The sequence below is a fragment of the Mesorhizobium sp. M0293 genome (assembly GCF_040321735.1).
Taxonomy (GTDB): Bacteria; Pseudomonadota; Alphaproteobacteria; order Rhizobiales; family Rhizobiaceae; genus Mesorhizobium.
The window spans coordinates 1-20,506 of the sequence record NZ_JAMYSA010000032.1 but is presented as its reverse complement, the minus strand read 5'-3'; the positions used below and the strand labels follow the sequence as shown (position 1 = coordinate 20,506).

General features: G+C 62.6%; 17 protein-coding genes, 1 tRNA gene and 1 riboswitch. Of the genes, 11 read left to right on the top strand and 7 right to left on the bottom strand.

The genetic code is table 11. From position 1 onward, the window contains the following. Positions 1-3 precede the first annotated feature (3 nt). The 4 genes from NKJ06_RS14410 (at position 4) to NKJ06_RS14395 (ending at position 4,250) form a co-directional block, all read left to right on the top strand. A complete protein-coding gene (locus NKJ06_RS14410; protein WP_352630101.1) occupies positions 4-438 on the top strand; it encodes a GtrA family protein in 435 nt (144 codons plus the stop codon). A gap of 38 nt (positions 439-476) precedes the next feature. Then, complete coding sequence (locus tag NKJ06_RS14405) at positions 477-1,958, top strand: hypothetical protein (protein WP_352630103.1); 1,482 nt, start codon at positions 477-479, stop codon at positions 1,956-1,958. Positions 1,959-2,175: 217 nt separating this feature from the next. Then, positions 2,176-4,095, top strand: coding sequence for an acyltransferase family protein (locus NKJ06_RS14400; RefSeq protein ID WP_352630105.1), 1,920 nt, complete (start codon positions 2,176-2,178; stop codon positions 4,093-4,095). 81 nt (positions 4,096-4,176) lie between these two features. Next, a tRNA-Gly gene (locus NKJ06_RS14395) sits at positions 4,177-4,250 on the top strand. A 4-nt stretch (positions 4,251-4,254) separates the two neighbouring features. Here NKJ06_RS14395 and NKJ06_RS14390 read toward each other — a convergent pair. After that, entirely contained in the window at positions 4,255-5,244 is a 990-nt protein-coding gene (locus NKJ06_RS14390) for a LysR family transcriptional regulator (RefSeq protein ID WP_352630107.1), read from the bottom strand. A 315-nt stretch (positions 5,245-5,559) separates the two neighbouring features. Between NKJ06_RS14390 and chvE the strand changes: the two genes are divergently transcribed. The 4 genes from chvE to araD1 all read left to right on the top strand — a co-directional run bounded on the left by chvE (position 5,560) and on the right by araD1 (position 10,786). Then, positions 5,560-6,630, top strand: coding sequence for a multiple monosaccharide ABC transporter substrate-binding protein (gene chvE, locus NKJ06_RS14385; protein ID WP_224699047.1), 1,071 nt, complete (start codon positions 5,560-5,562; stop codon positions 6,628-6,630). 122 nt (positions 6,631-6,752) lie between these two features. Next, complete coding sequence (gene mmsA / locus NKJ06_RS14380) at positions 6,753-8,285, top strand: multiple monosaccharide ABC transporter ATP-binding protein (RefSeq protein ID WP_352630109.1); 1,533 nt, start codon at positions 6,753-6,755, stop codon at positions 8,283-8,285. Further along, positions 8,282-9,574, top strand: a complete 1,293-nt coding sequence (gene mmsB, locus NKJ06_RS14375; protein WP_352630110.1) for a multiple monosaccharide ABC transporter permease — start codon at positions 8,282-8,284, stop codon at positions 9,572-9,574. The genes mmsA and mmsB overlap by 4 nt, the downstream gene beginning before the upstream one ends. Before the next feature lie 219 nt (positions 9,575-9,793). After that, positions 9,794-10,786, top strand: coding sequence for an AraD1 family protein (araD1, locus tag NKJ06_RS14370; protein WP_352630112.1), 993 nt, complete (start codon positions 9,794-9,796; stop codon positions 10,784-10,786). Between the two features lie 205 nt (positions 10,787-10,991). On the opposite strand, the gene NKJ06_RS14365 is transcribed toward araD1, so the two are convergent. Beyond that, positions 10,992-11,765 carry an ABC transporter substrate-binding protein gene (locus NKJ06_RS14365; RefSeq protein WP_352630114.1) on the bottom strand — a complete coding sequence of 258 codons (774 nt, stop codon included), beginning with the start codon at positions 11,763-11,765 and terminating at the stop codon, positions 10,992-10,994. Positions 11,766-11,864: 99 nt separating this feature from the next. Further along, positions 11,865-12,959 carry a 2'-deoxycytidine 5'-triphosphate deaminase gene (locus NKJ06_RS14360; RefSeq protein ID WP_352630116.1) on the bottom strand — a complete coding sequence of 365 codons (1,095 nt, stop codon included), beginning with the start codon at positions 12,957-12,959 and terminating at the stop codon, positions 11,865-11,867. A gap of 98 nt (positions 12,960-13,057) precedes the next feature. Continuing rightward, a riboswitch (SAM riboswitch) is annotated at positions 13,058-13,135 on the top strand. Positions 13,136-13,192: 57 nt separating this feature from the next. On the opposite strand from NKJ06_RS14360, the gene NKJ06_RS14355 reads away from it, so the two are divergent. After that, positions 13,193-14,380, top strand: coding sequence for an O-succinylhomoserine sulfhydrylase (locus tag NKJ06_RS14355; RefSeq protein ID WP_352630118.1), 1,188 nt, complete (start codon positions 13,193-13,195; stop codon positions 14,378-14,380). A gap of 14 nt (positions 14,381-14,394) precedes the next feature. Here NKJ06_RS14355 and NKJ06_RS14350 read toward each other — a convergent pair whose 3' ends face one another. Continuing rightward, positions 14,395-15,546, bottom strand: coding sequence for a ceramide glucosyltransferase (locus tag NKJ06_RS14350; RefSeq protein WP_352630120.1), 1,152 nt, complete (start codon positions 15,544-15,546; stop codon positions 14,395-14,397). Positions 15,547-15,796: 250 nt separating this feature from the next. Here NKJ06_RS14350 and apaG point away from each other — a divergent pair, with 250 nt between their 5' ends. Next, positions 15,797-16,189 carry a Co2+/Mg2+ efflux facilitator ApaG/CorD gene (gene apaG, locus NKJ06_RS14345; RefSeq protein ID WP_352630122.1) on the top strand — a complete coding sequence of 131 codons (393 nt, stop codon included), beginning with the start codon at positions 15,797-15,799 and terminating at the stop codon, positions 16,187-16,189. A 44-nt stretch (positions 16,190-16,233) separates the two neighbouring features. On the opposite strand, the gene NKJ06_RS14340 is transcribed toward apaG, so the two are convergent. The 3 genes from NKJ06_RS14340 to NKJ06_RS14330 form a co-directional block, all read right to left on the bottom strand. Then, positions 16,234-17,265 carry an Hsp33 family molecular chaperone gene (locus NKJ06_RS14340; RefSeq protein WP_352630124.1) on the bottom strand — a complete coding sequence of 344 codons (1,032 nt, stop codon included), beginning with the start codon at positions 17,263-17,265 and terminating at the stop codon, positions 16,234-16,236. A gap of 93 nt (positions 17,266-17,358) precedes the next feature. Continuing rightward, positions 17,359-18,270 (bottom strand): ornithine carbamoyltransferase, encoded by a 912-nt coding sequence (gene argF, locus NKJ06_RS14335; RefSeq protein WP_352630126.1) that lies wholly within the window; start codon positions 18,268-18,270, stop codon positions 17,359-17,361. 17 nt (positions 18,271-18,287) lie between these two features. Continuing rightward, positions 18,288-19,487: an aspartate aminotransferase family protein gene (locus NKJ06_RS14330; RefSeq protein WP_352810004.1), complete on the bottom strand. Its 1,200-nt coding sequence runs from the start codon at positions 19,485-19,487 to the stop codon at positions 18,288-18,290. 358 nt (positions 19,488-19,845) lie between these two features. Here NKJ06_RS14330 and NKJ06_RS14325 point away from each other — a divergent pair, with 358 nt between their 5' ends. Then, the gene (locus NKJ06_RS14325) at positions 19,846-20,364 is read left to right on the top strand and encodes a GcrA family cell cycle regulator (protein WP_352630129.1); all 519 of its coding nucleotides are present in this window, start codon (positions 19,846-19,848) and stop codon (positions 20,362-20,364) included. Positions 20,365-20,506 lie beyond the last annotated feature (142 nt).

Here is a 20,506-nt window from a genome sequence, read left to right as displayed (position 1 = left end):
AGGATGCTGCGATTTGGCGCCGTCGGCCTGTTGAACACGGCGCTGGGATACGCGGTCATTCTGGCCGGCCTTGCGCTGGGTCTTGGCGACATCGTTTCCAATGCCACGGGTTATGCCGCCGGCCTTGTCCTCGGCTTCTTCCTCAACCGCCAATGGACCTTCACCAGGGCCGATGGCTTCCGGCCCGGAACCGCGCTGCGCTATGGGAGCGTCTTTCTGGTCGCCTACAGCATCAATCTGGCCGTCGTGATCGCCGCCCGCTCGGCAGGCATCATCGAAAACCCCCTGGTTCACCTCGCCGGCATCTGCGTCTATTCGGTTGTCTTCTACCTCGGTTCGGCTCGCTTCGTATTTGTGGGTCGCGGAGACGACAGCGCCGACCGGACAGTTCGGGTGGCCGATGGGCCCCGGCGGCAGCCGGCCAGTCGAACACCTTGAACCAAACTGTCATCGGAAACGATTAGAGGCGGCGCACCATGAACGACGCTCGGGCCTGCGTGGAGGCCGCCACATACAACGAGCGGAACAGGCTGATCTTCCGCCTGCTCGCGGCCTGGGCGATGGCGGCGGCACTGGCTGCCCAAGCCGGTTCCACCCTGCAGGATCCCGACAGCTGGTGGCAAGTGAAGGTCGGGCTGGATTTCCTGGCAAACCGGACATTTCCGACAGTCGACCCCTATTCCCACACTTTTGCCGGCCAGCCGTGGATTATCAAGGAATGGCTGGGGCAGGTCCTGCTGGCCCTTGCCTACCGGGCAGGAGGCTGGAACGGGGTGGTCACGCTGATCATCGCCTCGATTTCGCTGACGGTCTTCCTGATGGGGTGGTTTCTCAGCGCATGGCTGAAGCCGATCCTGGCGATTACGCTGGCCTTCGCCGCGGTTTTCCTGATCAACCCGATCTTTACGGCGCGTCCGCATGTTCTCACTTTCCCGATCATCGTCATCTGGACGGCGGTGCTCTTTGGCGCGGCAAGGGAAGAACGGGCGCCGCCCTGGTGGTCGCTTGTACTGGTTGTGTTGTGGGCGAACCTGCACGCCACCTTCACCTTGAGCTTCCTAATCGCGGGTTTCGCCGGTCTCGATCTGCTGGCGCGCACGGGCCTGTCAAAACCAGCCCTCCTGGCGAAATGGATCGCCTTCGGCCTGCTTTGCCCGCTGGTCAGCCTGATCCACCCCTATGGCGTCCAGGCCATCCTGGCGACGCTCGCCGTGGCCTATGGCAATGAGGCGGTGTCGCTGATCATGGAATGGAAACCGTTCAGCCAGCCGGATAGCCCCGTCCAGGAGGTTGCGATCCTGCTGGCGCTTTTCGGGCTTCTGGTGTCACGGTTGCGAATTGGCTGGGTCAAGGCCTTGTTCGTCGTCTTCACCTTGCATGTCTATCTCGCCCATGTGCGTTTCATGTATCTGTTCTTCCTGCTGGTTCCCCTGGTGATCGCGGCAGAGGTCGCACAGCAATATCCCTCGCTTTCAACCACCGCATGGCTGGCGGAAAAGCGCGACGGACTGGAAAAATTCCTCGCAAGGCGGTTCTACGCGATCTGTGGCGCGGCAGCCGTTTTGACGATCGGCGTGGTCGCCGTGCTCGGCAATGCCTATCAGGTCGCGCCGAGTCCGAAGACGTCGGCCAGCGGGGCGCTGGCATTCGCTGAAAGTCATCATCTGTCCGGCAACGTGCTGAATTCCTACAATTTCGGCGGCACGCTGATTTTCCACGGGATCAAGACCTATATCGACGGGCGGACGGACCAGCTGTTCCTGGGCGGTTTCACAAAAACCGATGACGAGACGGGACACAGCGGCGGCAAGCCGCTCCTCGAAGCCCGGCTGAAGAAATACGCGATAGGCTGGGCACTGCTGTCGACCCGCGACAGCCGCATTCCGTTCTTCGACCAGTTGGGCTGGAAGCGAGCCTATGCGGACGATTACGCCGTGATCTACCTGCCTGGCACCTGATCCTGCCGCGTGCCGGCGCGAACCGGCTTCGCCAAGCATTCGAACCTTGGCATTAGGCTTGACTCTCATATTGCAGTGCAACAAAATTGCCTCACAGAGGACGGGCCTGTGACATCGATGAGCCAGGATTCTTCGCACGAGCGGAACATCGCCGTATGAACGCGTGTCGGGTTCCGCTGCACCAGTGCCGCCAGCCACAGCGCGCGAGCCGGCCCGGATGAATTACAGGCGCGATATCGATGGCCTGCGGGCCGTGGCGGTGCTGCCCGTTGTGCTCTTCCACTTCGGCCTGTCCGCCATTCCCGGCGGTTTCACCGGTGTCGACATCTTCTTCGTCATATCGGGTTATCTGATCAGCGGCAGCCTGCTCGACGATCTTGAGCGCGGTCAGTTCTCGATCGGCCGCTTTTATTGGCGGCGCGCGAGGCGCATCCTGCCAGCGCTGACCTTCGTCATCCTGCTCGCCAGCGTTGCTGCCTGGTTCATCCTTCTGCCGTCGGACCTCCATGAATTCAGCCTCAGCATGATCGCGGCCTCGACGTTCTGGTCAAACATCTATTTCTGGAAGACGACGAACTATTTCTCCATCGACGCCGAGCTGCGGCCATTGCTGCACACATGGTCGCTTTCGGTCGAAGAGCAGTATTACATCTTCGCGCCGATCCTCCTGTATCTGATCCACCGATATGTCTCGAAGCGCTGGCTGACGGTACTCCTGCCGATAGCTATCGCCAGCTTTGCCCTGGCGGTCATGGCAACCACGATGGCGCCAACGGCGGGCTTCTATCTCTTGCCGACACGCCTCTGGGAACTGGCGCTGGGCGCCATGCTCATGCTGAGGAGGCCCCCGGCTCTCGCCAGCCGGCTGGCGATGGAATTGATCGGCCTCGCCGGCTTTGCCCTGATCGCATTTGGCTTTGTGACGATTTCGGAGAGCGACCCGTTTCCTGGCTACAATGCCCTTTTCCCCTGCATCGGAACGGCCCTGCTCATCTATGCGGGCCAGGATCACTCGGGGGCGGACAGGTCAGCGCCCATGCCCACGCGAGTGCTTCGGCTCGCGCCGCTGGTCTGGGTCGGCCTCATCTCCTATTCGCTCTACCTTGTTCACTGGCCGATCAACTCGTTCGTCCACTATCTGTCCCTGAAGGCCATCGGCGTGCCGACGATCATCGCGATGACGGTGGCCAGCTTCGCGCTGGCGACATTCTCGTGGAAATATGTCGAGCAGCCTTTTCGCCAAAAGCGGGCGTTCACCGCCCCGCTGCCCATCTTCGCCTTTTCGGGGGCGGCGATCGCCCTGCTCTGCGTCGGTGGTTTGGCCGGCGTACTCGGCAGTGGTTTTCCACAACGTTTCCCGGATTTTTCGACAGAACGCATCCGGGTCGGCGACTGGCGCAACGGCGTCTGTTTCAACGAAGGCGCGACCCGGATCGAAGACTGGACCCTTGCCGACTGCACCCGCACGCGGGGCTTTTCCACCAATGTCCTTTTATGGGGCGATTCCTTCGCTGCCCACTATGTCTCGGGACTTGAGGCCAACGCCCAGAAAATCCAGGCCAATGTCATCCAGTACACCTACGCCGGCTGCCCTCCCGACCTCACCTATTTTTCCTATGCCCGACCTGCCTGCACCCGCTTCAACGAACGGGCCTTGTCGATTATCCACGACGCCAACATCCAGGCGGTGATCCTGAGCGGCCGATGGACCGACTACGAGGTCCGAGGCTTCGATGGCCTGCGGAAGACGATCGACCGGCTTCGCGACATGGGCGTCAAGGTCTATGTCATCGGCCAGTCTCCGGAATTCATCGCCGATGTCCAGAAAATCGCTTTCTTCGCAAGACGGGAGCATGTCGGGAATACGTCCTGGCCGATGGCCATGGACCCGGACATCAACAAGCGGGTGCTGCCGTTCGCCACAGGAGCCAGTTTCATAGACCCGCTGGAATATCTATGCGACGCGGCCGGCTGTTCGTACGCCGATGCCGACACCAGGCAATTTCTCTACTTCGACTATGGTCACTTCTCCTCCACCGGCGCGACGCTGGCCATCTCGAAGTATTGGCCGAGCTTTGCCGCAAGCAACGATATCGCTAAGGCAAAACAGCAACTCACGGCCGCAGGTACGCGGTGATCCGCGGCACGCCCGCGTCGTGCGAGAACGGACCGCTTTGCGATTGCCCGAAGGCTAACCCTCATGGTAACGAGGAGACGCGCGGGTATGATGTAATGGTAGCTTGTCAGCTTCCCAAGCTGAACGCGCGGGTTCGATTCCCGCTACCCGCTCCAGCTGTCATCCCACCTCTCTCAGAATGAAATCGTGCAGCATCTTGGCGGCCGGCGACAGCACGCGGTTCCTGACCGTGATCAGGCTGTAGGGCCTGACCTCAATGTCGAATTCGGTCTGGACGACATCGATGGCGCCGGCCAGCCCGTCGGGATTCTGGATGAACTTCGCCACCTGGACCGAAACCGGCGCAATGGCATCGGACTGCGCGACCATGACCAGCGTCAGGAGCAGCGAACTGGTGTTGAGGATGCGGTCCGGCAAGGCGATGTTGCGGTTGAGGAAATTGCTCTCCATCGCCTGGCGCAAGGGCGAGCCGCCGGACTGGAAGACCCAGTCATAGGCGGCGGTGTCCTCCAGCCGCGCCGCCTTGCCCTTGGTGAGCGGATGGCCCCGGCGCACGATCAGGCAGGCCTTCTCGACGCCGATGACGCGGGACTCGAACAGCCGCGGATTGAGGTCGTCGGGGATGCGCGCGATGATGAAATCATGGCGCGTGGCGATCAGCTCGCGCGCCAGCACGTTGGAGGTTTCGACCTGCATGGTGATCTCGATGCGCGGATGGATGCGGCGGATCTCGCGAATTGCCGGCACCACCAGCTCGATCGCCGGTGCTGTGACCGCCCCCAGGAACACCGAACCACCCTTGCCCGCCTTGAGCTCGGATATCTCGCGGTCGACCTCGCGCATCTCCAGCAGGATCGAGCGCGCGCGCCTTGCCAACGCCTTCCCATAGGGGGTCAACGTGATGCCGCGCGGCAGCCTTTCACACAGCTTGACCTCGAGCACCGCCTCCATCTCGCCGATCATGCGCGAGGCCGCCGGCTGCGAAATGTTCATGACCTGGGCTGCGGCGCTGACGCGGCCATGGTCGTCGAGTGCGACGATCATGCGCATGTGGCGCAGACTGAGACCACTGCGTAGCAGGGTTTCGCCGTCGCCCGGCATTTCTCTGTAGCCGTTTGAAATCGCAACCGAATTTCGTAACGCCGCCATCCCATTCTCCTTGCTTCCGCTCACTGCCGGCCGGTGGTCGCGGCGGCCCGTCTCGGCTCAATAGCACATACCAAACATGATATAGCAATCATCATAGATCGCATTTGACAGTTATGGCAAAGAGCCACACCCTCCGCGCGTTCCGAGACGCGACGGTCGCTGACGAGAAAAATCGTATCGATTGAAAATCAGCGCCTCGGGGCCATGGGAGGATACCGGAGATCGATATGACGGCAGCAGTGCCTTGGCACTTCTGCACGATTGCGCGGCCCGCGACCCCCGGGGTGCCGCGTCCATCAACCAGGGAGAGTTAAAGTGAAGATCATCAAGACACTGGCCGCCGTCGCGGCCCTTGGCATCGCTGCCATGACCTACTCGGCACACGCAGCCGACAAGGGTCTTGTCGGCGTGCTGATGCCGACCAAGACCTCGCAGCGCTGGATCAACGACGGCGACGCCGTCAAGTCCCAGCTCGAGGCTCTCGGCTACACCGTCGACCTGCAATACGCGCAGGACGACATCCCCAACCAGCTCAGCCAGCTGGAAAACGAAATCACCAAAGGCCCGAAGGCGCTGATCATCGCCTCGATCGACGGCACCACCCTGTCGGATGCGCTGCAGAAGGCCGCTGACGCGGGCGTCGTCGTCGTCGCCTATGACCGCCTGATCAAGAAGACCGCCAATGTCGACTACTACACCACCTTCGACAATTTCGGCGTCGGCGTCATCCAGGCGAATTCGCTGGTCAAGGGCCTCAAGGAGCGTTTCCCGAACACCAAGCCGTGGAACGTCGAACTGTTCGGCGGCTCGCCCGACGACAACAACGCCTTCTTCTTCTACAACGGTGCGATCTCCGTCCTGCAGCCGCTGATCGACGACGGCTCGATCAAGATCAAGTCCGGCCAGACCGGCATGGACAAGGTCGGCACGCTGCGCTGGCTCGCTGCCACAGCGCAGGCCCGCATGGACAACCTTCTCTCGGCCAACTACTCGGACGGCAGCCGCGTCGATGGCGTTCTGTCGCCCTATGATGGCCTGTCGCGCGGCATCACCGCCTCGCTGCGCGCCGTCGGCTACGGCACGGACGCTCAGCCCTGGCCGATCGTGACCGGCCAGGATGCCGAGACCGCCTCGGTCAAGCTGATCATCTCGGGCGAGCAGTACTCGACCGTGTTCAAGGACACCCGCGAACTGGCCAAGGCCACCGTCGAACTCGTCGACAAGGTGCTCTCGGGCGGCAAGCCGGACGGCCTCGATGAAAAGACCTACAACAACGACGTCAAGGTCGTCCCCTCGATCCTCTTGACGCCGCATGAAGTCGACAAGTCGAACTACCAGGCACTGGTCGTCGACTCCGGCTACATCAAGGCCGACGAACTGAAGTAACCCCGGTTACAAAGTCAGGGGGCCTGCGCAACGCAGGACCCCTTTTCGTTAACCAGCGAGCCCGGTATTGTTTACCGACCTCGCCGGCAGTGTTTGCCGACCTCTCAAGGAGCGGTAGTCCCATGGCCTCGACGATTTTGGAGATGCGCGACATCACCAAGACGTTCCCCGGCGTGAAGGCGCTGTCGAACGTCAACCTCAGTGTCGAGGAAGGCGAGATCCATGCCGTGGTCGGCGAGAACGGCGCCGGCAAGTCGACGCTGATGAAGGTGCTGTCGGGCGTCTATCCCACGGGCACCTATGACGGCCAGATCATCTTCAACGGCCAGGAATGCCATTTCAAAGGCATCCACGACAGCGAACACAAGGGCATCGTCATCATTCACCAGGAGCTTGCCCTGGTGCCGATGCTGTCGATCGCCGAAAACATTTTCCTCGGCAACGAGCACGCCAGATATGGCGTTATCGACTGGAATGCCAACGAAGCGCGCACCAGCGCCCTGTTGAAGAAAGTGGGCCTCAAGGAGGACCCCAAGACGCTGATCACCAATATCGGCGTCGGCAAGCAGCAATTGGTCGAAATCGCCAAGGCGCTGAGCAAGGAAGTCAAGCTGCTGATCCTCGACGAGCCGACTGCATCGCTCAGCGAAAAGGACAGCCAGGCGCTGCTCGACCTTCTACTCGAATTCAAGCGGCAAGGCATGACCTCGATCCTGATCTCGCACAAACTCAACGAAGTGAACCGGGTCGCCGACAAGGTGACCGTCATCCGCGACGGGCGCACCATCGAGACACTGGCCAAGAAGGACATCTCGGAAGACCGCATCATCACCTCGATGGTCGGCCGTTCGCTCGACGACCGCTATCCGCCGCGCGAGCCGAAGATTGGCGAGGTCGTGTTCGAAGTGAAGAACTGGTCGGTCTATCACCCGCTCCATGCCGACCGGCAAGTGATCAAGGGCATCGACATCAATGTGCGCAAGGGTGAAGTGGTCGGCATTGCCGGACTGATGGGCGCCGGCCGCACCGAATTCGCAATGAGCCTGTTCGGCCGCTCCTATGGCCGCCGCATCACCGGCGAGGTGCTGCTCAAGGGCAAGCCTATCGACGTCTCCTCAGTAAGCAAGGCGGTCGAACACGGCATCGCCTACGTGACCGAGGATCGTAAGACCTACGGTCTCAACCTCATCGACCATATCAAGCACAACATCACGCTGGCCAATCTCGGCGGCGTCTCACGCCATAGCGTGATCGACGACCTGCGCGAACTCTCCGTCGCCAACGACTATCGCAAGAAGACCAATATCCGCGCTTCCAGCGTCTACCAAATGACCGGCAATCTTTCCGGCGGCAACCAGCAGAAGGTGGTGCTGTCGAAATGGCTGTTCGCCGACCCGGAAGTGCTGATTCTCGACGAGCCGACGCGCGGCATCGATGTCGGCGCCAAATACGAAATCTACACGATCATCGCCCGCCTCGCCGCCGAAGGTAAGGCGATCGTGGTCATCTCGTCGGAAATGCCAGAACTGCTCGGCATCACCGACCGCATCTACGTCATGAACGAAGGCCGCATTGTCGGCGAAATGCCCGCGGCGGACGCGAGCCAGGAAAAAATAATGCGCGCCATCGTCCGGGGAGAAGGAAAAGCAGCATGAGCACCGAAAGCGCCCCCGCCCCGCAGAGCAACGTCGCCGAAGACGTGCCGCAGCGTCCACGCATCGCCGTCTCGGCGCTGACGACGAACCTGCGCGAATACGGCCTGATCCTGGCGCTGATCGCCATCATGGTGTTCTTCCAGTTCACCACTTCCGGAACGCTGTTCAAGCCGGTGAACCTGAGCAACCTGGTGCAGCAGAACTCGTTCATCATCGTGATGGCGCTGGGCATGTTGCTGGTGATCGTCTCCGGCCACATCGATCTCAGCGTAGGCTCCGTCGCCGGCTTTATCGGCGCACTGGCGGCGATGATGATGGTCATCTGGCCGCTCGGCCCATTGAGCAATCCGCTGGTGGTGTCGATCATCTGCCTCATCGTGGGTGGCGCGATCGGCGCGGCGCAAGGCTACTGGATCGCCTATCACCGAATACCGAGCTTTATCGTCACGCTGGCCGGCATGCTGATCTTCCGCGGCATCTGCCAGGCGCTGCTGGGCGGCGGGTCCTCGGTGGGGCCGCTTCCCGCCGGCTTCAAGGCGCTCAGCTCCGGCTTCATCCCGGATGTCATCGGGCCCCTGACGCTCATCCCGCCGACAGTGAACGCGGCCGGCAAGACCATCATCGGCAGCGGCCTGACGCTGCACATGACGACGATCGTGCTGGGCCTGATCGCCGTGCTGGCCTACGCCTATTTCGGGCTGAGAACACGCCGCAAACGCGAACGCCATGGCTATGAGGCCGAGCCCTTTCCCCTGTTCGTCATCAAGACGCTGGTCGGTAGCGCGCTGGCGCTGTTCCTGGTCTATCAGTTCGCCAGCTACAGGGGCCTGCCGGTGGTGCTGCTCGTCATGGGCGTGCTGATCTCGCTATTCGTCTTCGTCACGAAGCGCATGACCATCGGCCGCCGCATCTATGCAATGGGCGGCAACGCCAAAGCCGCGCAACTGTCAGGTATCAAGACAGAACGGCTGACGCTGATGGTGTTCGTCAACATGGGCGTGCTGTCGGCACTTGGCGGCCTAATCATCGCGGCGCGGCTGGGACAGGCGGTTCCGGCTGCCGGCCTCGGCAGCGAGCTCGATGTGATCGCGGCCGTCTTCATCGGCGGTGCCTCGGCGATGGGCGGTGTCGGCCAGGTCATCGGCGCGGTGGTCGGCGGCTTCATCATGGGCGTGATGAACAACGGCATGTCGATCATGGGCGTCAATGTTGACTGGCAGCAGGTGGTCAAAGGCCTGGTGCTGCTCGGCGCCGTGATCTTCGACGTCTACAACAAGAACAAGGCCTGACGGGCCAGCGAGGCAACGAGGCAACGAGGCAACGAGGAAGGCATACGGGTCCAGATCGCGATGCTGCCGGCAACCCGCCGGCGTCAAGAAGTCCCTCAGGGACCAAGCTCGCGAGCGCAATCCGGACGAAGAGTTCAACCCGTGGCGCGGCGAGGTCCGTGCCGCGCAGGTTAGGGTTTGCCAAATGGCAACCGGGTCAAGACAAAGAGAGGATTCATCATGCTGATCTCCCAGATTCTCGATGACGCCGAGACCATCCGCGTCGTTGCCCGCAACGGCGGCAAGACCCGGATCATCAACGGCGCCCGCAGCGTCTACTCGCTGGCGATGGAGGCCGCCCGCACCGGCGTCGGCCTTGTCGCGCTGATCGAACGCAAGGGGCTTGGCGAGACGGTCGATCTCGAGGCCGCCTATAAGAAGGGCCGGCTGCTGTCGCCGATCAACCATCCAGACCCGGCGCATCTGCACCTGACCGGCACCGGACTGACGCATCTCGGCTCAGCGGCGACACGCGATTCCATGCACAAGAAGCTCAGTGCCGACGGTGAAGAACAGCTAACCGATTCCATGAAGATGTTCCGCATGGGGTTGGAGGGCGGCAAGCCCGCGAAAGGCCAGATCGGCGTGCAGCCGGAATGGTTCTACAAGGGCAACGGCACGATGGCAGTGGCGCCAGGTGCGGCACTCCTGTCACCGGCTTTCGCCAAGGACGCCGGCGAAGAGCCCGAGGTCGCCGGCATCTACGTCATCGGCGACGACGGCGCGCCGTTCCGCGTCGGCTTCACGCTGTCGAACGAGTTTTCCGACCACGTCACCGAGCGCGTGAACTATCTGTTCCTCGCCCATTCCAAGCTGCGCAACGCTTCGTTCGGGCCGGAGATCCTGATCGGCGATCTGCCGTCCGATATCAGAGGCACCTCGCGCATCGTGCGCGACAACGATGTGCTGTGGGAAAAGCCGTTCCTGTCCGGCGAAGCGAACATGTCGCACACCATCGCCAATCTCGAACATCACCACTTCAAATATGCGGCTTTCCGCCAGCCGGGCGACGTGCATGTGCACATGTTCGGCACGGCAACGCTGTCCTTCGCCGACGGCATCAGTACTGAAGCCGGCGACGTGTTCGAGATCGAGGCCAAGGATTTCGGCCTGCCGCTGCGCAATCCACTCGAGATCGAACAGCCGGTGCAGGTGGCGGTGAAGGCGCTGTGAGGCGTCGATGACAGCGTGATCTCCCCCCTCGTGGGGGAGATGGCCGGCAGGCCAGAGGGGGGCGCTGTCCCGCCAATGTCTCCATCCTACTTGGTTTTTCTTTCGAACCAGTCTGCTGATGCAGAGAGGCTGGCGATCCTTCGCGCCCCCCTCTGCCCTGCCGGGCATCTCCCCCACGAGGGGGGAGATTGGCGGCTTCAACGCCTCAATAGATATCGAAGTCGAAATACTTGGCCTGGATCTTCTTGTAGGTGCCGTCGGCAACAATCGCGTCGATGGCCGCATTGAGTTTGTCGCGTAGTGCCGTGTCTTCCAGGCGGACGGCAATGCCGGCTTGTGTCTCCGTGCCCTTGACGTCGCCAACCAGCTTGCAGCAGCCGTCGCTTGCCTTCTTCAGCCAGTCCATCAGCACGAACTTGTCCGAGATCACAGCGTCAAGCCGGCCGTTCGTCAGGTCGGTGATCGCTTCTTCCTGGGTCGGGTAGAGTTTTGCCTCGGCGCCCGCCTTGCCATATTCATTCTGGGCATAGTCGGCCTGCGTGGTCGAGGCCTGCGCGCCGACCGTCTTGCCGGCAAGCGCTGCCGGTTCGGTCGAGGCGAGATCGCTGTCCTTCGGCGCCACCAAAGCGAGCGGTGTCGTATAGTATTTGTTGGTGAAGGAGACCTGCTTCTTGCGCTCCTCGGTGATGCTCATCGAAGCGATGATGGCGTCGAACTTCTTCGCCTGCAGGGCGGGAATGATGCCGTCCCAATCCTGGGTGACGATTTCGCACTCGACCTTCATCTGCGCGCACAGCGCATTGGCGATGTCGATATCGAAGCCTTCGACCTTGCCGTCCGAAGTGATGGTGTTGAACGGCGGATAGGCGCCCTCGGTGCCGATCTTGATTTTCTCGGCTGCCTGCACCGATAGAGAGCCGGCCGCCAACACCAGCATGGCAGCGCCTGCTGCCGATATGATCCATTTCGAAATCTGCATTTTCTTGGTTCCCCTTGAACGCCGCCAGCTTGACGACCAGCAAGGCAGCCAAGCATGGCGAGCCAGTGCAGGCAAGTATTTTGCCTGGGGGTGATGGGTTCAGCGTGCGGGGCGGAAATGCTTGGACAGCTTCAGGCCCTGCGCCTGGTAGTTGGAGCCGAGATCGGTGCCATAGAGTGCCTGCGGCCGCTTCAGCATGTGCTCGTAGACCAGCCGGCCGACGATCTGGCCATGGTCGAGGATGAACGGCACCTCGTGGCTGCGCACTTCCAATACCGCCCGGCTGCCTGTGCCGCCGGACGCCGAATGGCCGAAGCCCGGATCGAAGAAGCCGGCATAGTGGACCCGGAACTCGCCGACCAGCGGATCGAAAGGCGTCATCTCGGCGGCGTAGAGCGGCGGCACATGCACCGCTTCCTGGCTGACGAGGATGTAGAATTCATCAGGGTCGAGCACCAACTCGCCGGCGCCGCTCTTGTGGATCGGCTCCCAGAAGTCGACGACCTCCTGTGCGGCGCGCTTGTCGACGTCGACGAGACCGGTGTGATGCTTGCCGCGATAGCCGACAAGCCCGTTTTGATCGCCGTTGAGGTCGATCGACAGCGCGATGCCGCCGCCGGAAATGTTGGGCGGCTCGGTGGCAACCAAGATCTGCGCGCGATGCAACTGGTGCAGTTCGGCCTCCGACAACAGCGCATTGCCGGTACGGAAGCGTATCTGCGACAGGCGCGAACCGGTGCGCGCGACGATCGGGAAGGTGCGCGGGCTGACTTCCAGATAGAGCGGCCCGTGATAGCCGGCGGCGATCTTGTCGAACTCGTGGCCGCGATCGGTCATGACGCGGGTGAAGATGTCGAGCCGCCCGGTCGAACTCTTGGGATTGGCCGAAGCCGAAATGTCCGCCGGCAATGCCAGGCTTTCGAGCAAGGGCACGATATAGACGCAGCCGGTCTCCAGCACCGCGCCCTCGGCCAGGTCGATCTCGTGCAGCTGCAGCCGGTCGAGCTTTTCCGAAACCTTGTGGTTGGGACCCGGCAGGAAGGAGGCACGCACACGCCAGGCCTTGTCGCCGAGCCTGAGATCAAGGCTGGCCGGCTGGATCTGGTCGGCATCGAGCGCACGCGCCGACTTCAGCGCGCCGGACTGGAACAGCGCCGAGATGTCCTGATCGGGAAGAATGCCTGTCTGCCGCAAGGCTCTGCTCCTAGAGGGCAGGCTTTTTCGGAACCTGCTTGGTACAAACCTCTTAATGAAGCCGGCAATTGACGCAAGCGTGGCACGGGTCTAAAGGGTCATTATCCCGTGGTGATTTGGCCGGTCGGCTTGCAGCCACGTTAAACAAGTCGCTAAAGGACCGTCGGGCCGCAAGGCCGTATGGACCGGTTGCGACTTTCGCGGCCGGTTTTTTTGTGTCTGGAAGAAGAGCGATGAGCACCAACAAGCGCAACTGGAAGCCTCAGACGGCACTCGTGCACAGCGGAACGCTGCGTTCCGGTTTCGGCGAAACGTCGGAAGCGATTTACCTCACCCAGGGCTACGTCTACGAAACGGCGCAGGCCGCCGAAGCCCGTTTCAAGGGTGAGGAGCCGGGCTTCATCTATTCGCGCTACGCCAATCCGACCGTCGACATGTTCGAAAAGCGCATGTGCGCGCTGGAAGGTGCGGAGGACGCCCGCGCCACCGCCTCCGGTATGGCTGCGGTGACGGCAGCGCTTCTGTGCAGCGCCAAGGCCGGTGACCATATCGTGGCGGCGCGCGCGCTGTTCGGCTCCTGCCGCTGGGTGGTCGAGACGCTGGCGCCGAAATACGGCATCGAGGCAACACTGGTCGACGGCACCGACATCGCCAACTGGGAAAAGGCGGTCAAGCCGAACACCAAGCTGTTCTTCTTGGAAAGCCCGACCAACCCGACGCTGGAAGTCGTCGACATCGCCGCGGTTGCCTCGCTTGCCAATTCGATCGGTGCCAGGCTGATCGTCGACAATGTCTTCGCCACGCCCTTGCAGCAAAAGCCGCTGCAGCTTGGCGCCCACATCGTCGTCTATTCGGCGACCAAGCACATTGACGGCCAGGGGCGCTGTCTCGGCGGCGTCATCTTGTCGGACAAGAAGTGGATCGACGAGAACCTGCACGACTATTTTCGCCACACCGGGCCTAGCCTGTCGCCTTTCAACGCCTGGACGCTGCTGAAGGGCTTGGAGACGCTGCCGCTGCGCGTACGCCAGCAGACGGAAAGCGCAGGCCGGATCGCGGATTTCCTGGCCGAGCGGCCGGAAATCGCCCGCGTCATCTATCCCGGCCGGGCCGACCACCCGCAGGCCGATGTCGTCAAGAAGCAGATGTCGGGCGGCTCGACTCTGATCTGCCTGGACGTCAAGGGCGGCAAGCAGGCGGCCTTCGCCCTGCAGAACGCGCTCGACATCGTGCTGATCTCCAACAATCTCGGTGACGCCAAGAGCCTGATCACCCATCCGGCGACGACGACGCACAAGAATTTGAGCGACGAAGCGCGTGCTGAACTCGGCATCGGGCCGGGCACGCTCAGGCTGTCGGTCGGCCTGGAAGACACCGACGATCTGCTGGAGGATATCGCGCAAGCGCTGAAGGCCAAATAGGAGGCCTTTGGCTTTCAGGCGCCGGATGGCGTCTCTTCCAGCTCGGCCGCCTTGGTGCCGATCGTCATCGCATTGCCGCGCCACTCGACGGCACCGCCGAGCCAGCCGCGCGCCCACATCGCCGGCAGAATCAGGTCGCGCATTGCCATCGCCGCGACCATGCGTGGCGACAGGTACCAGCCCTTTGAGCGGGCCAGAATGCACTCGGGAAGGTAGAAGGCTGCCAGCACGGCAATGGCGGTTGCCCAGAGGCTGAAGCCGGCGCTTGCCGTCGCAATCAGCGCCAGCACCAGCGGCACCACCGCGCCAGTCAGGATTTCAGGCGCGAAGAACAGCGGGAAGGTGACGCGGCGCAGGCGAGCCCAACGGGCCTGGCGCGACCAGATCTCGCCAAATGTGCGCAGACCGAGCGGCTGCTCGAAGGGCGCGGCGACGAGATTGACGCGCAGGCCGAGGCCATTGACCAGCTTGGTCGCGGCGGCGTCCTCGGCGATCTCGGCGGCCAGCGCGCGGATGCCGCCATTGGCATCGAGCATCGGCTTGTTCCAGAGCATGCTCTTGCCTTGGGCAAAGCCAAGGCCAAGCGCCTCGCCCGAATATTGCCAGCGTGCCTGCAGCGTGTTGAGGAAAGCGCATTCGACTTCAGCCCAGAAGCCGGCCGGCCGCGAACCGATCGGCGTCGAGCAGACAAGGCCGGTGTCCGGCCGCCATGCAGCCATCAGGTGCTGGACGTAGTCTCTCGGCATCAACACGTTGGAATCGGCCAGGATCACCCAATCGTGCCGCACCGCTTCCCAGCCCTTGACGCAATTGTTGAGTTTCGGATTGGCGCTGACGCGGTCGTTGCCGATCAACAGCCGGGCCGGCACCTTGGGAAACAGGACAATCGCCCTGTTTATCAGTTTGACCACCGGATCGTCGGCATGGGCGACGCAGAAGACCAGCTCGTAGCGCGGCCAGTCGAGCGAAAAGGCGCGCTCCAGCGTCTCGTGCGTGAAGGGTTCCACGCCACGCGACGGCACGACGATCGACACCGGCCGCGGCTTGCCGACGGGCGGCGCTATGATGCGGCGCCGTTTCAGACGCGACGCGGCAAGCACGATGCTGGCGAGATTTGAGAGGATGAGAGCAGTTGAAAGCGCGGCGGCTATGAGAGTGAGTTCCATCGAGATCCGGTAGCTCCAGGAAAGCCGCCCACCAGAACAATCTAGGGGCATGACGACAGATCTCAACAGTTCGACAGAGCGCCCGAGTCGCGCGGCATTGATCGGCACACACCATCATTGACCATTGTCACGTGTCACTTAAATGACATTCTTGGCCGGCACCTGCACGTCAGACCGCGATGATAGGATGCGTACCGTTGACCGGCCACCACGAAGCGCCGAAAGTTACAGGATTGTTTTGGAGCCGCTTATGTACAGCGCCGTCACGCGCAACATCGAAGTGCAGGTCAGGCCGTTCTATCTGGAGGACCGCTCGGATCCGTCCGAGAACCGCTATGTCTGGGGCTATCAGATAACGATCGACAATCAGTCGGACGACTTCGTGCAGCTGTTGTCGCGCTATTGGCACATCACCGACGGCACCGGCCGGGTCGAAGAGGTACGCGGCCCAGGCGTCGTCGGCGACCAGCCCGAACTCAATCCCGGCGACAGCTACCAATACACGTCCGGTTGCCCGCTCTCGACACCGTCCGGCATCATGGTCGGGCACTACACGATGCGCAACGAGCGGGGCGAGACGTTCGACATCGCCATCCCCGCCTTTTCACTCGACCTGCCGGGGACGCGGCGGACGGTGAACTAATTTGCCTCGCCGGCCGCGAGGCAGCTGGCGAGGCGTGTTTTTCTCTACTGAGCCGCAAATTCCGCCGGGTCGAAGTCGTATTGCTTCGAGCAGAATTCGCAGGCGACGTGGATGCCGCCATCTTCGGTGCTGTCCTTGATCTCCTGCGCGGAGAAACCCTCGAGGATGCCGCGGATCTTGTCCCGGGAGCACGAGCACCGGTCGGCGACCGGAACGCCGCCAAAGACGCGCACGCCATGCTCGTGGAACAGCCTGTAGAGCAGCCGCTCGGCGCCGATCGTCGGGTCGATCAGTTCGGTCGGCTCGATGGTGCCGAGCAGCGCCAGCAACTCCTGCCAGGAATTGTCGGCCGGATCGTGGATCTCCTCGCGCGGATCGCCATCGCCGCCCGGCAGGTCCGGCACGCGCATGCGCTCTGGCGATTGCGGCAGGAACTGCGCCAGGATGCCACCGGCGCGCCACTGCTCGCGGGCGCCGCCAGGGCCGGGCGTCAGCAGCTTGGCCACCGAAAGCCTGAGATCGGTCGGAATCTGCTCCGACTGACGGAAATAGGTGCGTGCTGCATCTTCCAGCGTCTCGCCATCGAGCTGGACGATACCCTGATAGCGCTGCGTGTGAGCGCCCTGATCGATGGTCAGCGCCAGCACGCCGGTGCCGAGCAGGGTCTGCTGGGACGTTTCGCCCGCCGCGACCAGCGCTTCCAGCCGGTCGGCATCGAAACGCGCATAGGCGCGCAGCGCCGAGGGCGTGGAAAAATCCGCGACCAGCATGTCGACAGGCCCATCGGTGCGGGTCTGCAGGATGAACTTGCCCTCGAACTTGAGCGAGGTGCCAAGCAGCACCGTCAGCACACAGGCTTCCGCCAGCAGGCGGGCGACCGGCTCGGGATAGTCGTGGCGGCTAAGGATAGCGTCGAGCATTGGCCCGAGCTGGACGGTGCGGCCGCGCACGTCGAGCGGGCCGACCTCGAAGGGCACGACGTGATCGTCGCCGGCGTAGCCGAATTCGCCGAGTTTGGGGTGATGTTCAGTCACTTGATAGGTTTCCAACATAACAAAGCTCCAGGGCGCGGCCATGCCGCCCTGTCGGGAGCATGCGTCGAAACGCGCTTGATTTGCGTGATGTGGCGCAAATAGGCATCACACCCCGGCAGATCAAGCTCCCAGGGCTCAAGCGCCGAGACACCAGGCGAGCACGGCCTTCTGGGCGTGGAGCCGGTTCTCGGCCTCGTCGAAGACCACCGAATGCGGCCCGTCGATGACCTCGTCGGTCACTTCCTCGCCGCGATGCGCCGGCAGGCAGTGCATGAACAGCGCGTCCGGCTTGGCCTTGGCCATCAGCTTGGCATTGACCTGGTAGGGCGAGAATACGTTGTGGCCGCGGGCGCGATGCTCCTGGCCCATCGACACCCAGCAATCGGTGACGATGCAGTCGGCCTGATCGACGGCTTCCTCGGGCGAGCGGGTGAAGTGCAGCTTGCCGCCATGCGCCTGCGACCAGTCGATATGCTTCTGCGCCGGCTCGCTGCCCTCGGGCACGGCGACGTTGAGGTTGAAGCGGAACTGGGCCGAGGCTTCGAGCAAGGAATGCAGCACATTGTTGCCGTCGCCGGTCCACGCGATGGTCTTGCCGGCGACCGGACCGCGATGCTCTTCGAAGGTCATGATATCAGCCATCAGCTGGCAGGGATGGGTGTCGTCGGTCAGTCCGTTGATCACCGGAACGGTAGCGTTCTCGGTCAGCTCCAGCAGCCGCTCATGCGAGGTGGTACGGATCATGATCGCATCGACATAGCGCGACAGCACCTTGGCGGTGTCGGCGATGGTCTCGGAACGGCCGAGCTGCATCTCGGTGCCGGTCAGCATGATGGTCTCGCCGCCAAGCTGACGCATGCCGACGTCGAAGGAGACGCGCGTGCGCGTCGACGGCTTGTCGAAGATCATCGCCAGCACCTTGCCTTCGAGCGGCTTGGTCCGCTCGCCGGCCTTGAGGCGTGCCTTTCGCACCACTGCATCGTCCAGCATGAAGCGCAGATCGCCTTCGGAGACGGCGGAAAGATCGGTGAAATGGCGAACTGACATCAGCAATGGTTCCGGGATTACTTCGCGGCGGCGGCGGCGCTCGCCTCCGCCAGGCCCTTGGCGCCGGCGCGGATGCGGTTGAGCGCGTCGTGGATCTCGGCGTCGGTGACGGTGAGCGGCGGCAACAGGCGAATGACGTTGTCGCCGGCCGGAACCGTAAGCAGGTGCTGGTCGCGCAATGCCATGTTCACCTTGGTGTTGGGCATGGCGCATTTGAGGCCGAGCATCAGCCCGGTGCCCCTGATGTCCTCGATGACCTCGGGAAACTCGTCGGCGACCGACGCAAGCCCCTGCTTCATCAGCAGCGCCTTGCGCTGGACGTCTTCGAGGAAGCCGTCTTCCAGCACCACATCGAGCACGGCGTTGCCGACCGCCATGGCCAGCGGGTTGCCGCCGAACGTGGTGCCATGCACGCCTGCGGTCATGCCGACGGCCGCTTCGTCCGTGGCAAGGCAGGCGCCCATCGGGAAACCGCCGCCAATGCCCTTGGCGATCGCCATGATGTCTGGCGTAACCCCTGACCATTCATGCGCGAACAGCTTGCCGGTGCGGCCGATGCCGCACTGGACCTCGTCGAAGATCAGCAGCAGGCCGTGCTGTTCGCACAATTGCCTGAGCCGCTTCAGCGATTGCGTCGGCACCGGACGGATACCGCCCTCGCCCTGCACCGGCTCGATCAGGATGGCGGCCGTCTCCGGCGTGATCGCCTTTTCGGCGGCGTCGATGTCGTCGAAACCGACCTGATCGAAACCTTCGACCTTGGGGCCGAAGCCTTCGAGATATTTGTACTGGCCGCCGGCCGCGATGGTCGCCAGCGTGCGGCCATGGAAGGCGCCTTCGAAGGTGATGACGCGGAAGCGCTCGGCGTGGCCGTTGACGAACTGATAGCGCCGCGCCGTCTTGATTGCGCATTCCAGCGCCTCGGCGCCGGAATTGGTGAAGAACACCTTGTCGGCGAAAGTGGCGTCGACCAGCCGTTCGCCGAGCCGGCTCTGCCCCGGAATCTCATAGAGATTGGAGACATGCCAGAGCTTGGCGGCCTGTTCGGTGAGTGCTGCCACCAGGTGCGGATGGCTGTGGCCCAGCGAATTGACGGCGATGCCGCCGGCGAAATCGAGATATCGCTCGCCCTTGTCGGTAATCAGCCAGGTGCCTTCCCCGTGGTCGAAGGCCAGGGGTGCGCGAGCAAAGGTCTCGTAAAGCGCCGAACCGCTCATTATATGCGTCTCCGGTACCGGAAAATCAAAAAAGCCGCCAAAGCGGCGGCCTGTGCGGCTTATCGTGTTTTTCGGCCATGAAGTCAACGAAAACGTCGCGTAGTGCCGCGCGGCAAGCCCTCTGACGAGACGCCGGCTCATAAGCGACCGGGCAAGTTGGGGAAAACCGAAAAAACCGATTCGTGTTGCACTTGGGACTCTTGTCACCGAGTCAGCGCATAGAGTAGTTGTAGACGAGAAATAACTAGATTTCGTGCGGCGGACCTAATCACCAGATATATGTGGTGTCTGCCCCGGCAAATAGTGCCGGGTCGGGAGTGGATTCCGATTGCCGCACGCTTAGCAGGAGCGCGGTCTCATGAACTGGACTGACGAGCGGGTAGAACTCTTGAGGAAACTGTGGTCGGAGGGTCTGAGCGCAAGCCAGATTGCTGCGCAGCTTGGGGGGGTCAGCCGCAATGCGGTCATCGGCAAGGTGCATCGGCTGAAACTGTCGGGCCGCGGACGCTCGACCGCCGCGCCGGCACGCCAGAAGAAGGCGGCGCAAGGATCGACCGTTCAGAAATCGGTATCGCGCGCCGCAACCGCGACACGCCACGTCACGACGTCGATCGGCGCGACTGCGTTGCAGACGCAGTTCGACGCCGAACCGGTGGCACGCCACTACATCCGCCCGGTCGAGAATGTCGTGTTGCCGATCTCGCGACACCTGCAGCTCGTCGAGCTGACCGAGCGGACCTGCAAATGGCCGAACGGCGATCCGCTTTCGGAGGACTTCCATTTCTGCGGCAACGAGGCCGCCGAAACCGGCCCCTACTGCAAGTACCACGCCCGCGTGGCGTTCCAGCCGGCATCGGAGCGGCGGCGGAGCCGGTAGTTAGGGATTAGGCAGTAGGGAATAGGCAGTAGGGCAATATGCTCTGAACTTCTTACCCTACTGCCTACTGCCTACTGCCTACTGCCTACTGCCTACTGCCTACTGCCTACTGCCTACTGCCTACTGCCTACTGCCTACTGCC

Excerpts from the sequence above, each read along its gene's own strand:
- NKJ06_RS14340 (WP_352630124.1), bottom strand. The coding sequence starts at position 17,265 with ATGGCCGCGCCCTGGAGCTTTGTTATGTTGGAAACCTATCAAGTGACT.
- NKJ06_RS14330 (WP_352810004.1), bottom strand. The coding sequence starts at position 19,487 with ATGAGCGGTTCGGCGCTTTACGAGACCTTTGCTCGCGCACCCCTGGCC.
- mmsB (WP_352630110.1), top strand. The coding sequence starts at position 8,282 with ATGAGCACCGAAAGCGCCCCCGCCCCGCAGAGCAACGTCGCCGAAGAC.
- NKJ06_RS14405 (WP_352630103.1), top strand. The coding sequence starts at position 477 with ATGAACGACGCTCGGGCCTGCGTGGAGGCCGCCACATACAACGAGCGG.
- NKJ06_RS14355 (WP_352630118.1), top strand. The coding sequence starts at position 13,193 with ATGAGCACCAACAAGCGCAACTGGAAGCCTCAGACGGCACTCGTGCAC.
- NKJ06_RS14325 (WP_352630129.1), top strand. The coding sequence starts at position 19,846 with ATGAACTGGACTGACGAGCGGGTAGAACTCTTGAGGAAACTGTGGTCG.
- NKJ06_RS14390 (WP_352630107.1), bottom strand. The coding sequence starts at position 5,244 with ATGGCGGCGTTACGAAATTCGGTTGCGATTTCAAACGGCTACAGAGAA.
- NKJ06_RS14350 (WP_352630120.1), bottom strand. The coding sequence starts at position 15,546 with ATGGAACTCACTCTCATAGCCGCCGCGCTTTCAACTGCTCTCATCCTC.
- araD1 (WP_352630112.1), top strand. The coding sequence starts at position 9,794 with ATGCTGATCTCCCAGATTCTCGATGACGCCGAGACCATCCGCGTCGTT.
- NKJ06_RS14365 (WP_352630114.1), bottom strand. The coding sequence starts at position 11,765 with ATGCAGATTTCGAAATGGATCATATCGGCAGCAGGCGCTGCCATGCTG.
- apaG (WP_352630122.1), top strand. The coding sequence starts at position 15,797 with ATGTACAGCGCCGTCACGCGCAACATCGAAGTGCAGGTCAGGCCGTTC.
- NKJ06_RS14410 (WP_352630101.1), top strand. The coding sequence starts at position 4 with ATGCTGCGATTTGGCGCCGTCGGCCTGTTGAACACGGCGCTGGGATAC.
- mmsA (WP_352630109.1), top strand. The coding sequence starts at position 6,753 with ATGGCCTCGACGATTTTGGAGATGCGCGACATCACCAAGACGTTCCCC.
- argF (WP_352630126.1), bottom strand. The coding sequence starts at position 18,270 with ATGTCAGTTCGCCATTTCACCGATCTTTCCGCCGTCTCCGAAGGCGAT.
- NKJ06_RS14400 (WP_352630105.1), top strand. The coding sequence starts at position 2,176 with ATGAATTACAGGCGCGATATCGATGGCCTGCGGGCCGTGGCGGTGCTG.